The sequence below is a fragment of the Mesorhizobium sp. USDA 4132 genome (assembly GCF_056279545.1).
On record NZ_JBWCCP010000001.1, the window covers coordinates 1,996,677 to 2,015,146 of the forward strand.

Annotated in this window: 14 protein-coding genes; 9 read left to right on the plus strand and 5 right to left on the minus strand. The window is 64.0% G+C overall.

The genetic code is table 11. The features are described from left to right. Positions 1-23: 23 nt before the first annotated feature. Both uvrB and ACZ9IU_RS10410 read right to left on the minus strand, forming a co-directional pair. On the minus strand, positions 24-3,035 hold the full coding sequence (uvrB, locus tag ACZ9IU_RS10405) for an excinuclease ABC subunit UvrB (RefSeq protein WP_038542690.1): 3,012 nt from the start codon (positions 3,033-3,035) through the stop codon (positions 24-26). A 92-nt stretch (positions 3,036-3,127) separates the two neighbouring features. Next, positions 3,128-5,122 (minus strand): putative bifunctional diguanylate cyclase/phosphodiesterase, encoded by a 1,995-nt coding sequence (locus tag ACZ9IU_RS10410; protein ID WP_051899702.1) that lies wholly within the window; start codon positions 5,120-5,122, stop codon positions 3,128-3,130. 329 nt (positions 5,123-5,451) lie between these two features. Between ACZ9IU_RS10410 and ACZ9IU_RS10415 the strand changes: the two genes are divergently transcribed. Both ACZ9IU_RS10415 and ACZ9IU_RS10420 read left to right on the plus strand, forming a co-directional pair. Beyond that, positions 5,452-6,924 (plus strand): DUF1800 domain-containing protein, encoded by a 1,473-nt coding sequence (locus ACZ9IU_RS10415; protein ID WP_038542692.1) that lies wholly within the window; start codon positions 5,452-5,454, stop codon positions 6,922-6,924. Positions 6,925-6,927: 3 nt separating this feature from the next. Then, entirely contained in the window at positions 6,928-8,106 is a 1,179-nt protein-coding gene (locus ACZ9IU_RS10420) for a DUF1501 domain-containing protein (protein WP_038542694.1), read from the plus strand. Positions 8,107-8,121: 15 nt separating this feature from the next. Here ACZ9IU_RS10420 and ACZ9IU_RS10425 read toward each other — a convergent pair whose 3' ends face one another. Then, complete coding sequence (locus tag ACZ9IU_RS10425) at positions 8,122-8,709, minus strand: hypothetical protein (protein WP_038542696.1); 588 nt, start codon at positions 8,707-8,709, stop codon at positions 8,122-8,124. 14 nt (positions 8,710-8,723) lie between these two features. After that, positions 8,724-9,113, minus strand: a complete 390-nt coding sequence (locus ACZ9IU_RS10430) for an acyl-CoA thioesterase (protein WP_038542698.1) — start codon at positions 9,111-9,113, stop codon at positions 8,724-8,726. 209 nt (positions 9,114-9,322) lie between these two features. Between ACZ9IU_RS10430 and ACZ9IU_RS10435 the strand changes: the two genes are divergently transcribed. From ACZ9IU_RS10435 to ACZ9IU_RS10460, 6 genes are all read left to right on the plus strand, one after another. Beyond that, positions 9,323-11,161: a methyl-accepting chemotaxis protein gene (locus ACZ9IU_RS10435; RefSeq protein WP_038542700.1), complete on the plus strand. Its 1,839-nt coding sequence runs from the start codon at positions 9,323-9,325 to the stop codon at positions 11,159-11,161. Positions 11,162-11,302: 141 nt separating this feature from the next. After that, a complete protein-coding gene (locus tag ACZ9IU_RS10440) occupies positions 11,303-11,881 on the plus strand; it encodes an NAD(P)H-dependent oxidoreductase (protein ID WP_197569345.1) in 579 nt (192 codons plus the stop codon). A 121-nt stretch (positions 11,882-12,002) separates the two neighbouring features. After that, positions 12,003-13,472, plus strand: a complete 1,470-nt coding sequence (locus ACZ9IU_RS10445) for an extensin-like domain-containing protein (protein ID WP_038542703.1) — start codon at positions 12,003-12,005, stop codon at positions 13,470-13,472. Between the two features lie 9 nt (positions 13,473-13,481). Continuing rightward, positions 13,482-13,805, plus strand: coding sequence for an MmcQ/YjbR family DNA-binding protein (locus tag ACZ9IU_RS10450; protein WP_038542704.1), 324 nt, complete (start codon positions 13,482-13,484; stop codon positions 13,803-13,805). A gap of 654 nt (positions 13,806-14,459) precedes the next feature. Next, positions 14,460-15,386: an ABC transporter ATP-binding protein gene (locus ACZ9IU_RS10455; protein ID WP_038542706.1), complete on the plus strand. Its 927-nt coding sequence runs from the start codon at positions 14,460-14,462 to the stop codon at positions 15,384-15,386. Continuing rightward, positions 15,383-16,144, plus strand: a complete 762-nt coding sequence (locus ACZ9IU_RS10460; protein ID WP_038542707.1) for an ABC transporter permease — start codon at positions 15,383-15,385, stop codon at positions 16,142-16,144. The genes ACZ9IU_RS10455 and ACZ9IU_RS10460 overlap by 4 nt, the downstream gene beginning before the upstream one ends. A gap of 24 nt (positions 16,145-16,168) precedes the next feature. On the opposite strand, the gene ACZ9IU_RS10465 is transcribed toward ACZ9IU_RS10460, so the two are convergent. Next, complete coding sequence (locus ACZ9IU_RS10465; protein WP_038542709.1) at positions 16,169-17,392, minus strand: MFS transporter; 1,224 nt, start codon at positions 17,390-17,392, stop codon at positions 16,169-16,171. 100 nt (positions 17,393-17,492) lie between these two features. Here ACZ9IU_RS10465 and ACZ9IU_RS10470 point away from each other — a divergent pair, with 100 nt between their 5' ends. After that, a complete protein-coding gene (locus tag ACZ9IU_RS10470; RefSeq protein ID WP_051899703.1) occupies positions 17,493-18,470 on the plus strand; it encodes an AraC family transcriptional regulator in 978 nt (325 codons plus the stop codon).

An 18,470-nucleotide genomic window follows, 5' to 3' on the forward strand; every position in this document is an offset into this window, starting at 1 on the left:
TCTAGTGCGAAGAGGCGTTGCACCTACCTTCCAGGCCGCCCCGTCTTCCCCTTGGTCCGGCTCTTCCGCTTCTGCTCGCCCGCATCCTCATAACTTCCCGCGCCGACCTTGCCGCGCACGAGGGGGCGGGGGTCGTCGGTGGATCCTCGGGTCGGGCCCGAGGATGACGGAGGTGAGGTTGAGGATGACGGTTTTGGTGGAAGCTTGCCGGTGACCGGTTTTTCGGTGCGGCCGACGGTCATTTCGTCGAGGTCGTTCTTGCGGAACAGTGATGGCTTGGCGGGTTCGGCGATGTCGCGGCCCATGTCGTCGAGGTTGGGTTTGGCGAAGAGGGAGGTCGAGGGTGCGGCTTCCCCCTCATCCGCCCTTCGGGCACCTTCTCCCCGCTGGGTAGAAGGGGACTCGCGGCGGGGTTTTGCTCCGCCTTTGCCGTTTCCAACCTTGCCGTTTGCCTTGCCACCGCTGCCTTCGATGGCGCGGGCTTCGTCGCGGGCGATCGGGTCGTCCATGACGGCGAGTTCGGCGGCCTTGAGGCGTTTGATCTCGTCGCGCAGGCGGGCGGCCTTTTCGAAGTCGAGGTCGGCGGCGGCGTCGCGCATCGATTTTTCGAGCGCGTTGAGATGGGCCTGCAGATTGTTGCCGACCAGGTGGCCGCCATCCGCAAAACCCTTGCCGGAGGTGCCGGAAATGTCGGCGCGGACGTGGTCGCGCTCGTAGACCGAGTCGAGGATGTCGGAAATCCTGGCCTTCACCGATTCCGGCGTGATGCCGTTGGCGGTATTGTATTCCATCTGCTTTTCGCGGCGGCGGGCGGTTTCGTCCATGGCGCGCTGCATCGAGCCGGTGATCTTGTCGGCATAAAGGATGACCTTGCCGTCGACGTTTCTGGCGGCACGTCCAATGGTCTGGATAAGGGACGTTTCCGAGCGCAAAAAACCTTCCTTGTCGGCGTCGAGGATGGCGACGAAGCCGCATTCGGGAATGTCGAGGCCTTCGCGCAGCAGGTTGATGCCGACCAGCACGTCGAAAGCACCGAGGCGAAGATCGCGGATGATCTCGATACGCTCCAGCGTGTCGATGTCCGAATGCATGTAGCGCACGCGAACACCCTGTTCATGCAGGTATTCGGTCAAATCTTCGGCCATGCGCTTGGTGAGCACCGTACACAGCGTCCGATACCCCTTGGCGGCGGTCTCGCGGATTTCGCCGAGCACGTCGTCGACCTGGGAGCGGGCGGAACGGACTTCCACCGGCGGGTCGATCAGGCCCGTGGGGCGGATCACCTGTTCGGCGAACACGCCGCCGGACTGTTCCATCTCCCAGTTGCCGGGCGTGGCCGAGACGGCGACGGTTAGCGGGCGCATCGCATCCCATTCCTCGAAGCGCAGCGGCCGGTTGTCCATGCAGGACGGCAGGCGGAAACCGTATTCGGCGAGCGTCGCTTTTCGTCTGAAGTCGCCCCGGTACATGCCGCCGATCTGGCTAACCGAGACATGGCTTTCGTCGATGAACAGCAGGGCGTTGTCGGGGATGTATTCGAACAGGGTCGGCGGCGGCTCGCCGGGATTGCGGCCGGTCAGGTAACGCGAATAGTTCTCGATGCCGGCGCAGGAGCCGGTCGCCTCCAGCATCTCGATATCGTAACGGGTACGCTGTTCCAGCCGCTGCGCCTCGAGCAGGCGGCCGCCCTTTTCGAGCTCGGCGAGCCGGTGCTTGAGCTCCTCCTTGATCGCCTTGATCGCGCCATTGAGGGTGGGGCGCGGGGTGACGTAATGCGAATTGGCGTAGATCTTGACCGATTTCAGGTCGCCGACCTTGTGGCCGGTCAGCGGATCGAACTCGGTGATCGCATCGATCTCGTCGCCGAACATCGAGATGCGCCAGGCGGCATCTTCCAAGTGGGCCGGGAAGATTTCGATCGTGTCGCCGCGCACGCGAAACGAGCCGCGCACGAAATTGATGTCCTGGCGCTTATATTGCTGGGCCACCAAGTCTGCCAACAATTGACGTTGATCCAATCGGTCGCCGACCGACATCTGGAAGGTCATGGCCGTATAGGTCTCGACCGAGCCGATACCGTAGATGCAGGAGACCGAGGCGACGATGATGCAGTCGTCGCGCTCCAGCAGCGAGCGGGTGGCGGAATGGCGCATCCGGTCGATCTGTTCGTTGATCGACGATTCCTTCTCGATGAACGTGTCGGAGCGCGGCACATAGGCTTCCGGCTGGTAATAGTCGTAATAGGAGACGAAATATTCGACCGCGTTGTCGGGGAAGAAGTTCTTGAACTCGGAATAGAGCTGGGCGGCCAGCGTCTTGTTGGGGGCGAGGATCACGGCCGGGCGCTGGGTCGCCTCGATCACCTTGGCCATGGTGAAGGTTTTGCCCGAGCCGGTGACGCCGAGCAGGACCTGGGAACGCTCGTTATCGTTGATGCCCGCCACGAGGTCGCGGATGGCGGTCGGCTGGTCGCCCGCCGGCTCGTAGTCGGAGGACATGCGGATGGTGACGCCGCCCTCGGATTTTTCCGGCCGGGCGGGGCGGTGCGGCGTCCACAGCTTGCCGTCCTTGAACAGCGGATTGCCGCTCTCGATCAGCGCCGACAGCGCCTCGACGGTGGCGGTGACCGCGCCGGAGGCAAGGTTCTCGGCCTCCTCCAGCGACGTATCCATGCCGGCGACCGGGTTGAGGCCGGCGCGGGCGCGCGTCTTCGGATCGGACGAGGCGCCGATCGATACGCCGCGGGCGGTCTTCGAGGCGGTGGTGTTCTTGGCAGTGGTCGGGGCCGACTTGGCGGCCTTGATGGCTTCCTCGCGCGCCGCGATCTCTATTCTCTTGCGATGCTTGCCGGCCTTGGAGGCAATCTCGCGCTGCGTCTCGACACCGGACGCTTCCGCTTCGGCCTCAAGCTGCCTCACCCAGTCGGAAACCGAACCGGAAAGCGGTGCGCCCTCGAACGACGATTGCGGGGCCTCCTCGAAACCGTCGTGATTTTTCAGGTTCGAGGTGGGCGATTTTTTCGGTGATCTGGCCATGCCGCGAATATGGAGAGACTCGTCGCGAAAGTGAAGAGGGGCAGGTCATAAAACGAGTACAAAAGGGAAACAGATTTTGGGGAGGCGGCGGGCTACGCCACCTGGCGCTCGGTGACGGCGCGGCGGCATTCGATCCAGCCGGGGATGCGTTCGGCCGGCATCGGGCGGCCGAAGAAATAGCCCTGGGCGAACTGGCAGCCGAGCGCTTTCAGGGCGTTGGCCTCTTCCTCGCTCTCGACCCCTTCGACCACCACTTCCATCGACAGCGCCCGTCCGAGGCCGGCCATGGCGCCGACGATTTCCTGGTTCTGGCGGCTTTGATGCACGTTGGTGATGAACCGTCGGTCGAGCTTCAGGCGGTCGACCTTGAGCGCCACGAGATAGGCGAGCGAGGAATGGCCGGCGCCGAAATCGTCGACCGCGAGCTTGTAGCCGGACCGTTCGATGCGCTTCAGCTGCTCGCCGGCAACCAGCGTGTCGAGGATTGCCTCCTCGGTGATCTCGATCTCGAACAGCGCCGGATCGATGCGGTGGGCGGCGGTGATGCGGTCGAGCACGTCGGTGACCGAATAGAGGTCGAATTCGCGCGGCGAGACGTTGATGGCGACGGTCGCCCGCGGCAGGCCGAGCGCGGGCAGGCGGGTGAGCAGCCGGCAGGCGGCTTCCGCGACCGTCGCGGTCAGCCGGTCGGCAAGATTGGCGGCCTGCGCGGCGGCGACGATTTCCGGCGGCGCGATCGGCCCGAGATAGGGGTGGTGCCAGCGCACCAGCGCCTCGAAACCGGTAATCTGCTGGGAGGAGAGGTCGACCTGCGGCTGAAACCACGCTTCGAGGTCGCCGGCATCGAGCGCATCGGCGAGTTCGTGCTCGATCTGGTTCTGGCGGTCGGCCTGGGAGCGGAAGGCGGGCTCGAATTCGCGCCACTGGCGGCGCCCGCCGTCCTTGGCCCTGTAGAGCGCCATGTCGGCGCTGATGAACAGATCCTCGGCCGTATCCGCATGCAGCGGGAAGAGCGCCAGGCCGATCGAGGTGCCGACCACGGTCGGCTGGCCCTCGAGCATGACCGGCTGCCGGCTGTGCTCGAGGATGCGCTTCGCCAGGCCCCGGGCGGTTTCGGCGGCATCCGAGCCGCCGAGGATGATCGCGAACTCGTCGCCGCCGAGCCGGGCGATGACGCCGTTGCCGTCGACCGCCGAACGCAGCCGGTCGCTGACCTCGACGAGCAGCGCGTCGCCGGCGCTGTGGCCGAGCGTGTCGTTGACCGTCTTGAAGCGGTCGAGATCGAGGATGAGAAGGGCGAGTTGTTCCTCCTCCAGCCTTGCGGCGGAAATTCCCGTATCGAGGGCGGTATTGAAGGCGGTACGATTGGCAAGCCCGGTCAGCGGATCGCAATTGGCGAGCACTTCCAGCCGGTAGTTGGCGCGCAGGATGTTCGAATTGGCGCTGGAGAGGGAATCGGCAAGCGCCGTCGCCTTCAGTTTGCCGAGCACGTTGCCGACGAAGGTCGCCTCGCTGGTACGGCTGCTGCGGATCAGCACCATCGTCAGCGCTACGACGTCGATGGTGAGGAGCCAGCCGCTGGCGCTGCCGGTGACGGCAAGCGACACCATCACGGAAATGTTGGGCGGTATGGCGAAGGCGAGCGAAACCGGGTTGTGCCCGACACCCATCAGGACCGCGCCGGTCGCCATGCCACACATGATCAAATAGAGGCCGCTGTCTCCGTCGAGCGCGTTGAAATCGGGCACGGTCAGCGGAAGGGCCGCCCAGGCGAGCCCGCTCAAGAGTGCCCCGACGGTCAGCACGTCCAGCGCCTGTTGCGGGGCATGTTCCACGGTTTCCCAACGCTTCAGGATCGACGCCATGACGACGCGCAGGGCCAGGCTTGCGATCACCGCCGTGAACCAGAGGCCGGCCGAAAGGGTCAGGCCACGATCGATCGTGGTGACGAAAAGCGCCGAGGCGGATATCGCGGCATTGGTGGCGAGCGTCGAGGTCAGGCGCTCGAGCATGGTCGAAGCCTGTGCTCGCTTCACGTCCAGTGCAAGGGCCGGGTCGATCTGACCTGTTCTGAATTCGGCTTCCATCGATCTGCTTGGGCTGGAGTTCCTATGCCGACACTATCCAACGGCAGCGATAAGAAAGTCTTGCATTCGAGGGATCTTCTTCAACCCAGCCGGGTTATCCTGAATGAAAAGGTAACCGGCCGTTCGGGGCGCCTCAATATTGGGCGGATGCCGTTCGATTGTACCGATAGCTGGTAGATCCCGCAGTCGATCCGATTTCTCCCGCACTGCTGGAACTTCCCGCGCGGTCACGAATTACAAATTGTCCATGTCACGAAATGGCCGCAATTCCTGTTGGTTTCCACCACATTTGTTCGGGACTCTAAGCGAGTCAAACGAGGAGTAATCCAATGGCTCTTCTCAACCCGACCCTGGCCGCTATCCGATACGGTTATGGCCTTCGTCCCGGCGAAGAGCCGCCCCGCGATGTCGAAGCACTGCTGGCGCAGATCGAGGAAGGGGCTTCCGAAAAGCCTCGCTTTCCGCGCGAGGGTGTGAGTGGCCGGCTGGACACTGCAACCCGTGTCGTCTCGTTGCTCGCCGCCGAGGCGAAAGCCCGTCAGGCCGGCAATCCGAACGAAGATGTCCGCAAGGCGACCCGGACCGAGGCGCGGCGCATCTATCGGCAGGATGCCATGGCGCGGCTTGCCCAGGCGATCCATTCGCCGCTCGGATTTTATGAGCGCCTCGCGAGTTTCTGGGTCGACCATTTTTCGACCAGCGTGATGAAGTCGCTGCCGATGCGGATGATCGTGCCGCTCTATGAGGCGCAGGCGATTCGCCCCAATATCGGCGGTTCCTTTACGAGATTGCTGTCCGATGCGATTCTGCATCCGGCCATGTTGATCTATCTCGACCAGAACCAGAGTGTCGGGCCCGATTCCGCCGCCGCCCGCAAGAACGGCCGGGGGCTCAACGAAAACCTCGGACGCGAACTGCTGGAGCTGCACACATTGGGCGCGGGCAGCGGCTATACGCAGGACGACGTGCGGGCCGCGGCACTGATCCTCACCGGCCTGTCGGTGGACAACCGCGCCATGCAGGTCGTCTATCAGCCGCGGCTCGCCGAGGCGGGACCGGTCAACCTGCTCGGCCGGACCTATCAGGACGACGAAGGCGATGGCCAGGACCACGTCCTGATGCTCGAGGACCTCGCCGCCAACCCCACGACCGCGCGGCATGTCTGCGGCAAGCTCGTCCGGCATTTCGTCGCCGACGAGGCGCCCGAAGACATGGTAGGCGTGATGGTCGCGGCATGGACGCAGAGCGAGGGCAATCTGACCGAGGTCTACCGCGCCATGCTCGCTCATCCGCGGGCCTGGTCGGATCCCGGCCAGAAGATCAAGCAGCCGTTCGAGTTCGTGGCGTCGGGTTTCCGCGCCCTCGATCTGCCGGAGAGGAATTTGGCCAACCTGCTGCGCGACATGGACGATGGCGACGAGGACGAGAGCCCGATGCAGAAGGCCATGGACCTGACTGGTATGGCGAAGAGGGAAGATATCAGGAAGAAGGCGGGGCGTGCCAATGCCCTGACGCTCGGCGCGCTGCAGCGCATGGGCCAGCCGATCTGGCAGCCGCCGAGCCCCGCGGGTTTCGCGGACGAAACGGACGTGTGGCTGACCCCGAGCCAGTTGAGCGAACGGATTTCCTGGTCGCGCATGGTCGGGCGCATCTTTGCACAGAGGCTGGAGCCGTCCGAATTCCTGCAGGCCGCACTTGCCGATGCCGCCCATCCGGAGACCCGCAGGGTGATCGCGCAGGCGCCCAACAAAGTGCACGGCATCACGATGGTGCTGGCATCCCCTGAATTCAACAGGAGATAAGAGATGAGCGTCCAGGACAGTTTCCCGTTGTCTCGCCGCGGTTTTCTGGCCGGCGCCTGCTGCGCGGCTGCGGCTCCCCTCCTGACGCCGGTGAGCTTTGCAGCGATGCCCGGCGACAACCGCTTCGTGACGATCATCCTGCGCGGCGCCATGGACGGGCTCGACTTCGTCCAGCCTTACGGCGATCCGGCCTATGCGGCGCTGCGCCCGAAACTGGGCTTGAGGCCGGATACCGGGCTCATCGATCTCGACGGGTTCTTCGGGCTCAATCCGGCAGCTTCCGCGCTGGTGCCGCTGTGGCAGGCGCGCGAGCTCTCCTTCGTGCATGCCGTCTCGACGCCCTATCGCGACCAGCGCAGCCATTTCGACGGCCAGGACATGCTGGAGACCGGCGGCAACGCCAAGGGCCAGCGCACCGGCTGGCTGAACCGCACGCTCGCGGTCATCCCGCGCTCGAACGGCCGCAAGGCGATCGATATCAATACGTCGATGGAACTGATCCTCAGTGGTCCGAACGAGGCGGATAGCTGGTCGTCGCAAAGCAATTTCGCGCTTGCCGAAGACGAGATCGCCTTTCTCGACCGCCTCTACGCCGGCGATCCGGCCTTTGCGAAAGCCATGGAGGAGGCGAAGAAGACCGACATGTCGGCGGACTCCCTTTACGCCGACAACCGGCGGGGCGCTGGTATTGCCGACATGGCGCGGCTTGCCGGCGGCATGCTGCGCGAGGACTACCGGATCGCCAGCTTCTCGATCAACGGCTGGGACACTCATGTGGGCCAGCAGGGGCAGTTCAGGAAAGCCGTCGGTGATCTCTCGACCGCGATAATCACGCTGAAGGATGCGCTCGGCGACGAGGCCTGGAAAAAGACCGTGGTGCTGGCAATGACCGAATTCGGCCGCACCGCCCGCGAGAACGGCACCAACGGCACCGACCACGGAACCGGCGGGCTTGCGGTGCTCGCCGGCGGGGCGATCCCGGGCGGCAGGGTCTTGGGCAAATGGCCAGGGCTTTCCGAAGACAAGCTGCTCGACCGCCGCGACCTGATGCCGACCGGCGACGTCCGCGAGGTCGCGGCCGCCATGCTTTACCGGCAGTTCGGGATCGAGCCCGACAATCTCACCACCAAGGTTTTCCCCGGCCTGAGTTTCGACAGGTCCTCGGCCTATCTGAGGGGGTGATCCGGCCGGTCGTGCCTATGTCAGGAGGTCGTAGACCCGGAATACCCAGTAGAACTGGTAGGCCAGCGCGAAGACGACGAAGGCCGCGTGATAACGCCGGTCGGTGGTGATCGCGGCGATGATGCTGAGCACGATATAGAACGCGGTGCGGGCCGGATATTCGTAGCCGAGCGACATGAAATAATCCCAACCCTTGAGAGCCGTATCGACGAGATCGGTGACGAGCATTCCCGCCAGGAAACCAAAGAACCAGGTTCGCCGCGACAGGAAATAATGTTCGTAACCGTCATAATCCTGCATCGAAGTCGGAAAGAGCAGGGCGCAGAGGAAGAAGAACAGCGCGCAGAAGGCGATCAGGAAAAGATAAGCCGCAAAACCGATCACCGGCAGGGCGTGCAGCCGGTATTCCCACCACCAGAAATGCGCCAGGAACAGAAACATGAACACCACCCAGCCGAGGTGGACGGGGTAGATGCGCGCCGCGCCGGGATGCTGAACGATGCCAGCGAGGCCGTTCAGCAACCGCGCCAGGCTGAGGCTCACCACCATGCCCATGACCACGCGGATATGCGTATAGGTTTCGGCGGCGGTGGCGACGTCCATGGCTGTTCCTCGATCTATTGCTCGGCGGGCACCGGCACGGGGCGGCCATCCTCGTCGAGCGCGACCATGATGAAAGTCCCTGCCGTGACCTTCTCGATCATCCGGTGACGCGCCCTCTGCGCCCAGGCTTCGACGGTCAGCGTGATCGACGAACGGCCGACGCGGGTGATTTCCGTATAGATGTTCAGCGTATCGCCGATCTTGACCGGCAGTTCGAAGGCCATTTCCTTGACCGCCGCCGTCACCACGCGGCCGCGGGCGCGTTCGGCGGCGCGGATGCCGCTCGCCAGGTCCATCTGCGCCATCACCCAGCCGCCGAAGATATCGCCAGCCGCGTTGGCATCCGCCGGCATGGCGAGCGTCCGGAGCGTCAGTTCGCCGGTCGGCTTGGGATTTTCGGTCATGTCGTCTCTCTTTCGAAGCGGTTTTCGGGCGACTCCTCCCGCCGCGAGACTAACCGCACATGAAGGAGAAGGAAACTCCGCCAAAAAGCGTTTCAACATCAATTATTTAGGCTGAACTAATTCGCGTTCGCCGCGATTTGTCAGGGCTTCACTACCTGGTAACCATCGACCATTAGAATTTAAGGCGAATTGCACATAAGGGGGGTCCCATGCAACGTCTCGCCATTTCCTGGCGCCTTTATAGTCTTGTGCTCCTGTCGCTCGTCATCCTCGGCGGCGCCATGGTCTTCAGCCTGTTCCAGAGTTACGCTTCGTCGGAACGGGAGCGGAAGGCGGGCCTTGCCCAGATGAACGATGTGGCGCTGACCGTGCTCAAGAAATACCAGGCCCTCGAAGCCTCCGGCGCGATGACCCGCGAGCAGGCCCAGACCGAGGCCAAGGCGGTCATCTCGGTGATGCGCTACGGCGATGGCAGCGGCTATTTCTGGCTCAACGACATGCTGCCGCGGATGATCATGCATCCGATCAAGGCGGAGCTGAACGGCAAGGACCTGTCGAACGACAAGGACCCGAATGGCAAGTTCCTGTTCGTCGAGTTCGTCAACGCCGTCAAGGCAAGCCCGACGGGCAAGGGCTTCGTCGACTACTACTGGCCGAAGCCGGGCGCCGAGCAGCCAGTCGAGAAATATTCGCATGTCGCCGGTTTCGCCCCCTGGGGCTGGATCGTCGGCACCGGCGTCTATGTCGATGACCTGCACGCCATGTTCCGGCGCGATGCGATCAACTTCGCCTCGATGTTCGGCATCGGCGCGCTGGTGCTGATCGCCGGCGCCACCTTCGTGGTCAAGACGGTGACCGGCCCGATCGGCAAGATCAGGCAGGCGCTGCAGTCGATCGCATCGGGCGAGGCGCGCGTCACCGTGCCCTGCACCGAACAGAAGAACGAGATCGGCGAGATGGCCCGCGCGCTTTCCGTGCTGCGCGATTCGGTCGACGAACGGGTCCAGCTGCAGGCCCGCGAGGCCGAACAGGCCCGCATGATCGCCAGCGAGCGCTCCGACAACGAGCGGACGATGACGGCCGCTGCCGAACGCCAGGGGCGCGCGATCAGCGAGCTTGGCCGGGCGCTCGAGGCTCTGGCCGGGGGCGACCTTTCCGTGGCACTTGTCGATATCGGCGAGGACTATGCCAAACTCCGCCACGATTTCAACGCGGCGGTCGGTTCGCTCCACCAGGCGATCGCGGCGATCTCCGAGACCAGCCTTGTGGTGCGCGACAGCGCCTCGGACATTTCCGGGGCGACGGGCCATCTGTCCAAGCGCACCGAACAGCAGGCGGCGGCGCTCGAAGAGACCGCGGCAGCACTCGACGAGATCACCGCAACCGTCCGCACCGCGTCGGAACGGGCCGTCGAGGCCCGCACCATGGTCAGCGAGACCAAGGACAGCGCCGGCCGTTCAGGCGAGATCGTCCGCAATGCGATCGACGCCATGGGCCGGATCGAGGAGAGCTCCAACCGCATCAACCAGATCATCTCGGTGATCGACGAGATCGCCTTCCAGACCAACCTCCTGGCGCTGAATGCCGGCGTCGAGGCGGCTCGGGCCGGCGAGGCGGGCCGCGGTTTTGCGGTCGTGGCGCAGGAAGTCCGCGAACTGGCGCAGCGCTCCGCCAATGCCGCCAAGGAGATCAAGACGCTGATCAGCAACTCCGCCCGCGAAGTGGAAGGCGGCGTGGCGCTGGTGCGCTCCACCGGCGATGCGCTGGTCGAGATCGCCACCCTGGTCGAGCGGGTCAACGCCCATGTGGACACGATTGCGACGGCCGCCCGCGAACAGGCGACCGGGCTTCAGGAGATCAACTCCTCCGTCAACCACATGGACCAGATGACCCAGCAGAACGCGGCGATGGTCGAGGAGACCACCGCGGCAAGCCAGACGCTCGCCGAACAGAGCCTGCACCTGCAGGGCCTCCTTTCGGCCTTCAGGCTCGGCAACGGAGGCCGCGCGGCGACCTCGGGTCAGGCATCCCGCGCTCGCGCCGCCTGATCGACCGATCTACCGCTGAAAAACACAAGGCCGCCGGCGCAAAAAGCCCGGCGGCCTTTTGCTGTCGGCCGCATTGATAAGTATCAAATACACCAAACTCAGTTGTCCTTAACGCTTCGTCATCTTCAACGGAGAATGACGATGGCGAGGATCGCGATCATCCAGGGACATCCGGACGCCTCAGAGCCGCATCTCTGCCATGCGCTGGCCGACGCCTATGCCAGGGGAGCCGAGGTTGGCGGACATTCGGTCGAGCGTATCGAGCTTGCCCGCATGGGCGTGCCGTTCCTGACCTCGCAGAAGGAACAGGAGCACGGAACGGTGAGCCCGCCGATCGTCGATGCGCAGGTGAAGATAGGGCGGTCCGATCACCTGGTGCTTATCTATCCGCTCTGGCTCGGCTCGATGCCGGCGTTGGTCAAGGCGTTCCTGGAACAGGTGGCGCGGCCGGGCTTTGCTTACGACACCGCCCGCCGACGCTTCGACAGCGGGCTTCTGAGGGGCAAGTCGGCGCGGGTGGTGATCACCATGGGCATGCCCGCCTGGTATTATCGGATCGGCTATGGCAGCCACAGCCTGAAGGCGCTGAAAGCAGGCATCCTGCATTTCGTCGGCATCCGGCCGGTGCGCGCGGCCTTGGTGGGGAGTGTTGCGGCCAGGAAATTCGGTGGCGCGAAATGGATCGCCAGAATGGAGGCAATGGGACAGCGGGCGTCCTGAAACGACCTCGAAATGCACCGAAAGGTCACGAAAGAGCCTTGATTTCTCAAAGGTTCATTTACCGACTTTGCCTAAACTCTCAGCGTGTGTCATTTCGGCACCGGAAGAGTGGCAAACTTGTATGGCGTATGCTTCCCTTTCTCGGCGGGTGATCGGCTCGCTGATGATCCCGACAATGCTGGCTGCCTGCTCCGCCGGGGATCTCGTTCCGCCGGCGTCGATCGATAACGGCCGCGTCGGGGCGATCCAGCCGATGCGCGACATACCGCGCGAGCCCGCCTCGCAGCAGGCCTATCCGACGAACCCCGCGCCGGTCTCCGGGGCCCGCGCCGTCGATTACGCAAATACGCCGAACCTTGCGGGCACCGGTTATCCGAATTCGAACTACCAGAATTCGGCCTATCCCGGCTCCGGGGCCAATGACGGCGGCCACTATCTGCGGGCGCCGGAGCCGGTGCAGTCGGCGCCGCTTGGCGCGCCGATGTCGCAGCAGGCACCCGGCGCGCGCCAGAGCCGCCTGCCGATGATCGACAGCGACGAGGCGATGCAGCAGCAGGCCTCCGCCCGACAGCGCAACACGACCCGCAATGCCGCGCCGACGACCATTCCGGAAGACGGCGTCAACATCGATGCCGAGCTCGGTTTCGGCCCCGACGAGAGCGACGTCACGGGGCTTGCCGCGGAAGAGGATTCCGATATCGCCGAAGGTGTCGGCGACCAGCCCGTCGTCGACGGCATCGGCACCGACAATCCCCGCGCGTTGCAGTCGCGCCGCCCGCCGATCTCCCAACCCATGAACGACGACCGCGTGCGGGTGCCGCCGAAGCGCCAGGGCGCTGGCCTGCAAGGCGATCTTTCGAGCGGCAACGCGGCCAATCGCGACATGGCTTGGGGTAATGAGCAGAGCATAGCACCTCCCGGCAGCAGATCGGCGGCCGGCACCCAGCAGGTGGCAATGCTGCGGCCCAACAATCCGATGATCGACAGCGGCCCGATGAGCCAGCGCGACATGCCCTGGCAGCGCGATGTGATGCCGCAGTCGGAGGTCAGCTGCCGCGCCGAACTGCGCCGCCTCGGCGTCGAATTCGACGACCGCCCGCCCATCGACGCAGGCCCGAGCTGCAGGGTGCCTTATCCGGTGAAACTCTCCGGCCTGTCCGGCAATATCGACGTCAAGCCGGCCGTCACGCTGAACTGCCAGACGACGCTCGCCTTTGCCAAATGGGTGAAGAACGAGCTCGCGCCTTCCGCCCGTTACCGCTATCTGACCGGCATCCAGAAGATCGTGCCGATGGGCGGTTACTCCTGCCGGCGGATGAACAACAGCAACCAGCTCAACAATCCGATGTCCGAGCATGCCAAGGGCAACGCCATCGACATCGGCCAGATCGTGCTGAAGGATGGCCACGAGATCGACGTGCGCAAGAAGGGCCTGTTCTCGATGCGCGAGGGCGGTCTCCTGAAGGCGGTGCGCAGCGACAGCTGCAAGTATTTCAGCACCGTGCTCGGCCCCGGCAGCAATGCGGAACACTGGAACCATTTTCACTTCGACCTGCGCTCCCGCAGGGGCGGCAAGCGCTATTGCGACTGAGGTCTGACGATGGCCGATGCCGACATGCTCCGCAACTTGGCCCTCTCGCTCGAAGGAACGTCCGAGGCGCCGCATTTCGACCGGTCGGCGTTCAAGGTCAGGCGCATCTACGCGACGCTTGCGGCCGATGGCCTGACCGCGAATTTCAGGTTCACGCCCGACGAGCAGCAGTTCAAATGCGAGATGCTGCCGAATGCTTTTTCGCCCGTTCAGAACGCCTGGGGCCGTCAAGGCTGGACGACGGCGGTTCTTTCCGAACTCGAAGAGGCGGACCTCCGCGACGCCCTGGAAACCGCATGGCGGCATGCGCTGCCCGGCAGACGCAGGACCTGAGCTTCCGCTTCGGATATGGCGATTGCGGCGAGCCTGTGGACATTAACGCTCCTTAAACCATATGCGGAAACCAAACTGGAACCATAAGCAGCGGCGACGCAAGAGTGGTGGTGCCGCAGTCCGCCCCCCAGGCTTTACCCCTACTGCGGCACGAGACCCGACGCGCAGACCATGCCCATCGCGCGTCGGGTCTCACCCGGCCTCCCGAACGGAATTGGCTTGAACCCACAAAAAAGAAAGCCGGCTCAGGGAGCCGGCGAGAGTGGAGGTCGGGCTCGCGGGGAGGAGCCGTGCTTCCGGTTACTGAAGAACTCATACTTGAAAACAGTACGCATGCGGCAAGCGGAAAACGAGAAAGACTAAAACACTATGGTCATGACGGTCGCGCGAGGGGTTACGTGCGGCGTAAAGGGCGGGACCGTTGCTTGCCTGGTGGGACAATGCTGTAGGAACGTCACGGAAAAATGACAGCGGCGGTTTCTTCGGTCGAGATATCGCGGTCGAGACCGGATCGTCATTCCGGAGCGGCTCTGCCCGTCGATTATCCTCTGAAACCGTCAGCAATATTCTTCCACAAGGGATGGTTTCGAAGGTTGGGGTGCCTATATTCGCGGCGCATCCCGCAAATAGAATCCTTGGGAAGAACCGTTCCGCATGGCCTCAGTCGTTTCCATAGATAAACTTACCAAGACCTACGAGAACGGGTTCCAGGCGCTGAAAGGCATCGACCTGGAAATCGAGGAAGGCGAGATCCTCGCGCTGCTCGGCCCGAACGGCGCCGGCAAGACGACGCTGATCTCGATCATCTGCGGCCTCGTCAATCCATCGACCGGCAAGGTGATGGTCGGCGGCCACGATGTCATCCGGGATTTCCGCCAGACGCGGTCGCTGATCGGCCTGGTGCCGCAGGAATTGACGACCGACATGTTCGAGACGGTGTGGAATACGGTCAGCTTTTCCCGCGGCGTCTATGGCAAGAAGCCTGATCCGGCGCTGGTCGAGAGGGTGCTGAAGGAATTGTCGCTCTGGAGCAAGAAGGACAACATGCTGCGCGAACTTTCGGGCGGCATGAAGCGGCGGGTGATGATCGCCAAGGCGCTCGCCCATGAACCGAAAATCCTGTTCCTCGACGAACCGACCGCCGGCGTCGACGTCAACCTGCGCCGCGAGATGTGGCAGCTGGTCGAGAAGCTGCGTGAAAGCGGCGTCACCATCATCCTCACCACCCACTATATCGAGGAGGCGGAAGAGATCGCCGACCGGGTGGGCGTCATCAACGGTGGCAAGCTGCTGCTGATCGAGGAAAAGGCGGCGCTGATGAAGAAGCTCGGCCGCAAGCAGCTCCGGCTCGAACTGTCCGAGCCGCTGAAGGTACTGCCGGAAAGCCTCGCTGCCTACAACCTGACGCTTTCCGAAGACGGCACGGCACTGATCCACGAATACCAGGGAGAGGAAGGGCAGGGCACGATTGCATCGCTGCTGTCGACGCTCGCCGCCCAGGACATTCATTTCCGCGATCTTTCCACGCGACAGAGCTCGCTTGAGGATATTTTCGTGGCACTGGTGGGAGAAGACGCATGAATTTCGAAGCGATCAAGTCGATCTATGTCTTCGAGATGGCCCGGCTGCGGCGCACGCTGCTGCAGAGCGTCATTTCGCCGGTCATCACCACCTCGCTCTATTTCATCGTCTTCGGCACCGCGATCGGTTCGCGCATTCAGACGGTCGAGGGCGTTTCCTACGGGTCGTTCATCACGCCCGGCCTGATCATGCTGACGTTGCTGACGCAATGCATCAGCAACGGCTCGATCGGCATCTATTTCCCGAAATTCACCGGCACGATCTACGAAATCCTGTCGGCGCCGGTGGCGATGACCGAGATCATCGTCGGTTATGTCGGTGCGGCGGCGACCAAGGGGCTGATCATCGGCCTGATCATCCTCGCCACCGCCTCGTTCTTCGTCGACATTCACATCGCCCATCCGTTCATGATGGTGCTTTTCCTGGTGCTGACGGCGGTCACCTTCAGCATGTTCGGTTTCATCATCGGCATCTGGGCGAAGAATTTCGAGCAGCTCAACGTCATTCCGATGCTGGTCGTGCCGCCTTTGACATTCCTCGGCGGCAGCTTCTATTCGATCAACATGCTGCCGCCCTTCTGGCAGACGGTCAGCCATTTCAATCCGGTCCTTTATCTCGTCTCCGGCTTCCGCTGGAGTTTCTACGAGATCGCCGACGTCAACCCGATGGTGAGCCTCGGGATGATCACCCTCTTCCTGGTCATCTGCCTGTCGATCCTCGGCTGGATCTTCAAGACGGGTTATCGGCTGCGCAACTGACCGCAGCCGATAGTCGTGTTCGGTTCAGCCCTGGCTGAGTTGGACCTGGCGTCCGCCGCGTGCGACCATCACCGACGCACCGAGAATGGCTGCGATGCCAAGGAAGGTCATGACGCCGAGCGGTCCCTGAGCGTCGATCAGCAGGCCGCCGAGTACGGCGCCGCTGGATATGGCGATCTGGAAGGTCGTCAGCAGCAGCGCGCCGGCGCTTTCCGCCTCGTCAGGGGCGGCCCGGGTGATGTAGCTCTGGATGCTGACCGGCAGCGCGCCGAAGGCAAAACCCCAGAGCGTGATGGCGACCGCCGCGGCCGTCGTCGAAGCCCCGAGGGAGACGAGGAGCACGGCGGAAACGGCGATCAGGCCGGAGGCGAAGACGACGCCGAGCGTCGAGCTGCGTTCGGTGATCATGCCGCCGACGATATTGCCGAAGAAGCCGCCGGCGCCATAGGCGAGCAGGAGGAGCGAGACCATCTCGACGTTAAGCCGCGGAACGTCTTCCAGATAGGGGCGGATATAGGTGAAGCCCGCAAAATGGCCGGCGACGATGAGAAGGGTGGCGATCAGGCCGATGCGGATCTTCGGCCGCTTGAGGACTTCCGCCAGCGTGCCGAGACCGGCATGTCCGGCAGGCGGCAGCGAGGGTACGGTGACGAGCTGCGCGATGAGCGCCAGCACGCCGACAGCGCCGGCGAGCACGAAGGCCGCCCGCCAGCCGAGCGTGGAGCCGATATAGGCGCCGAGCGGTGCCGCCATAACGGTCGCCACCGAGACGCCGGTGAAGATCATCGCCATGGCGCGCGGCAGGTGGTTCATGGGCACGAGTCGCATGGCAAGCGCCCCGGCCATGGCCCAGAAGCCGCCAAGCCCGACGCCGAGCAGGACGCGCGACACGAGGAGCAGGGTCAGGCCGTTGGCAAGGGCCGCCAGCGCGCAGGAGAGGATGAGCAGGGCGGTCAGCCCGAACAGCGTCCAGCGCCGGTTGAAGCTGCGGGTGCCGATGACGACGCCGGGGCCGGCAAAAGCTGCGACGACCGCCGTCACCGTCACGGTCTGGCCCGCAACGCCGGAACTGATGCCGAGATCAGCGGAGATCGGGGTGAGCAGGCTCGCCGGCAGGAACTCTGCCGTCACGAGGCCGAAGACGCCGAGGGTGAGCGCGATGACCGCGTCCCACCGGGCCTTGGCCGATGTGTTCGGGGACGACGTGTCGCGCACGACATCGTCCTCTTCAAAAATGCTGTTAGTCATAGTCATGTCCTGTCTTGGGAGGTGGCACGGAAGGCCGTGCCGGGAGGATGGATTAGACTTAGGCGTGACAGTCTGTAGTTTCCATGCTAGAAAATCCGATATGCTTGACCATTCGTCCAAAGAACCATCGATAGACCCCTCCGATCCTCTGACCGAGATGCTGCGGGGCCTGCGGCTCGACGGTGTCGAATACGGCCGCTGCCGGCTTCCCGAGCCCTGGGCGACATCGTTTCCGGCGCAGGAGGCGGCGCGGTTCCATTTCATTTCGTCCGGCTCCGCATGGCTGCAGACGCCCTCCGGCGAATGGCTGGAATTGCGGCCCGGAGATGCGGCGCTACTGCCGCGTGGCGATGGACATGTGCTGGCAAGCGCCCCCGGAATTCCGCCGCTGCCTTTCGGCCGGTTCGGCCGCAAGGAGGTCTGCCAGGGCGTGTTCGACGTGCAATGCGCCGATGCCTGCGGCGGCACCGTGGCGCTGACGGCCTCGATGCGCTTCAACATCGACAAGCTGCATCCGCTGCTGCAACTGATGCCCGAGGCGATGCTGACCAGCGATCTCGCCAGAAACGAGCCGTCGATCCCGCATCTTCTCGATGCGATGGCGCGCGAGGTGGACATGGACCGGGTCGGCGCCGGCGGCATTCTCGCAAGACTCGCCGACGTGCTGACCGCGACGCTGATCCGCACCTGGGTCGAACACGGTTGCGGCGATACGACCGGCTGGATTGCGGCCGTGCGCAATCCGGAGGTCGGCCGCGTGCTCGCCGCCATCCATCTCCAGCCCGACCGTGACTGGACCGTGGCGGCGCTGGCGAGGCTGATGGGGGCGTCGCGATCGGGTTTTGCCGAACGGTTTCTGCGCGTCGTCGGCGAAACTCCGGCCCGCTACGTCGCACGGGTGCGCATGCACCAGGCCCGTCAATGGCTGCGCGACGGCGAACGGGTGGCGACCGTCGCCGAACGGCTAGGCTACGATGCCGAAGCCTCCTTCAGCCGCGCCTTCAAGCGCATCATCGGCACGCCGCCGAGTCATTTCCGCAGCAAGGGCGATGGCGTAGCCATCCAGGATTTCGGCTGA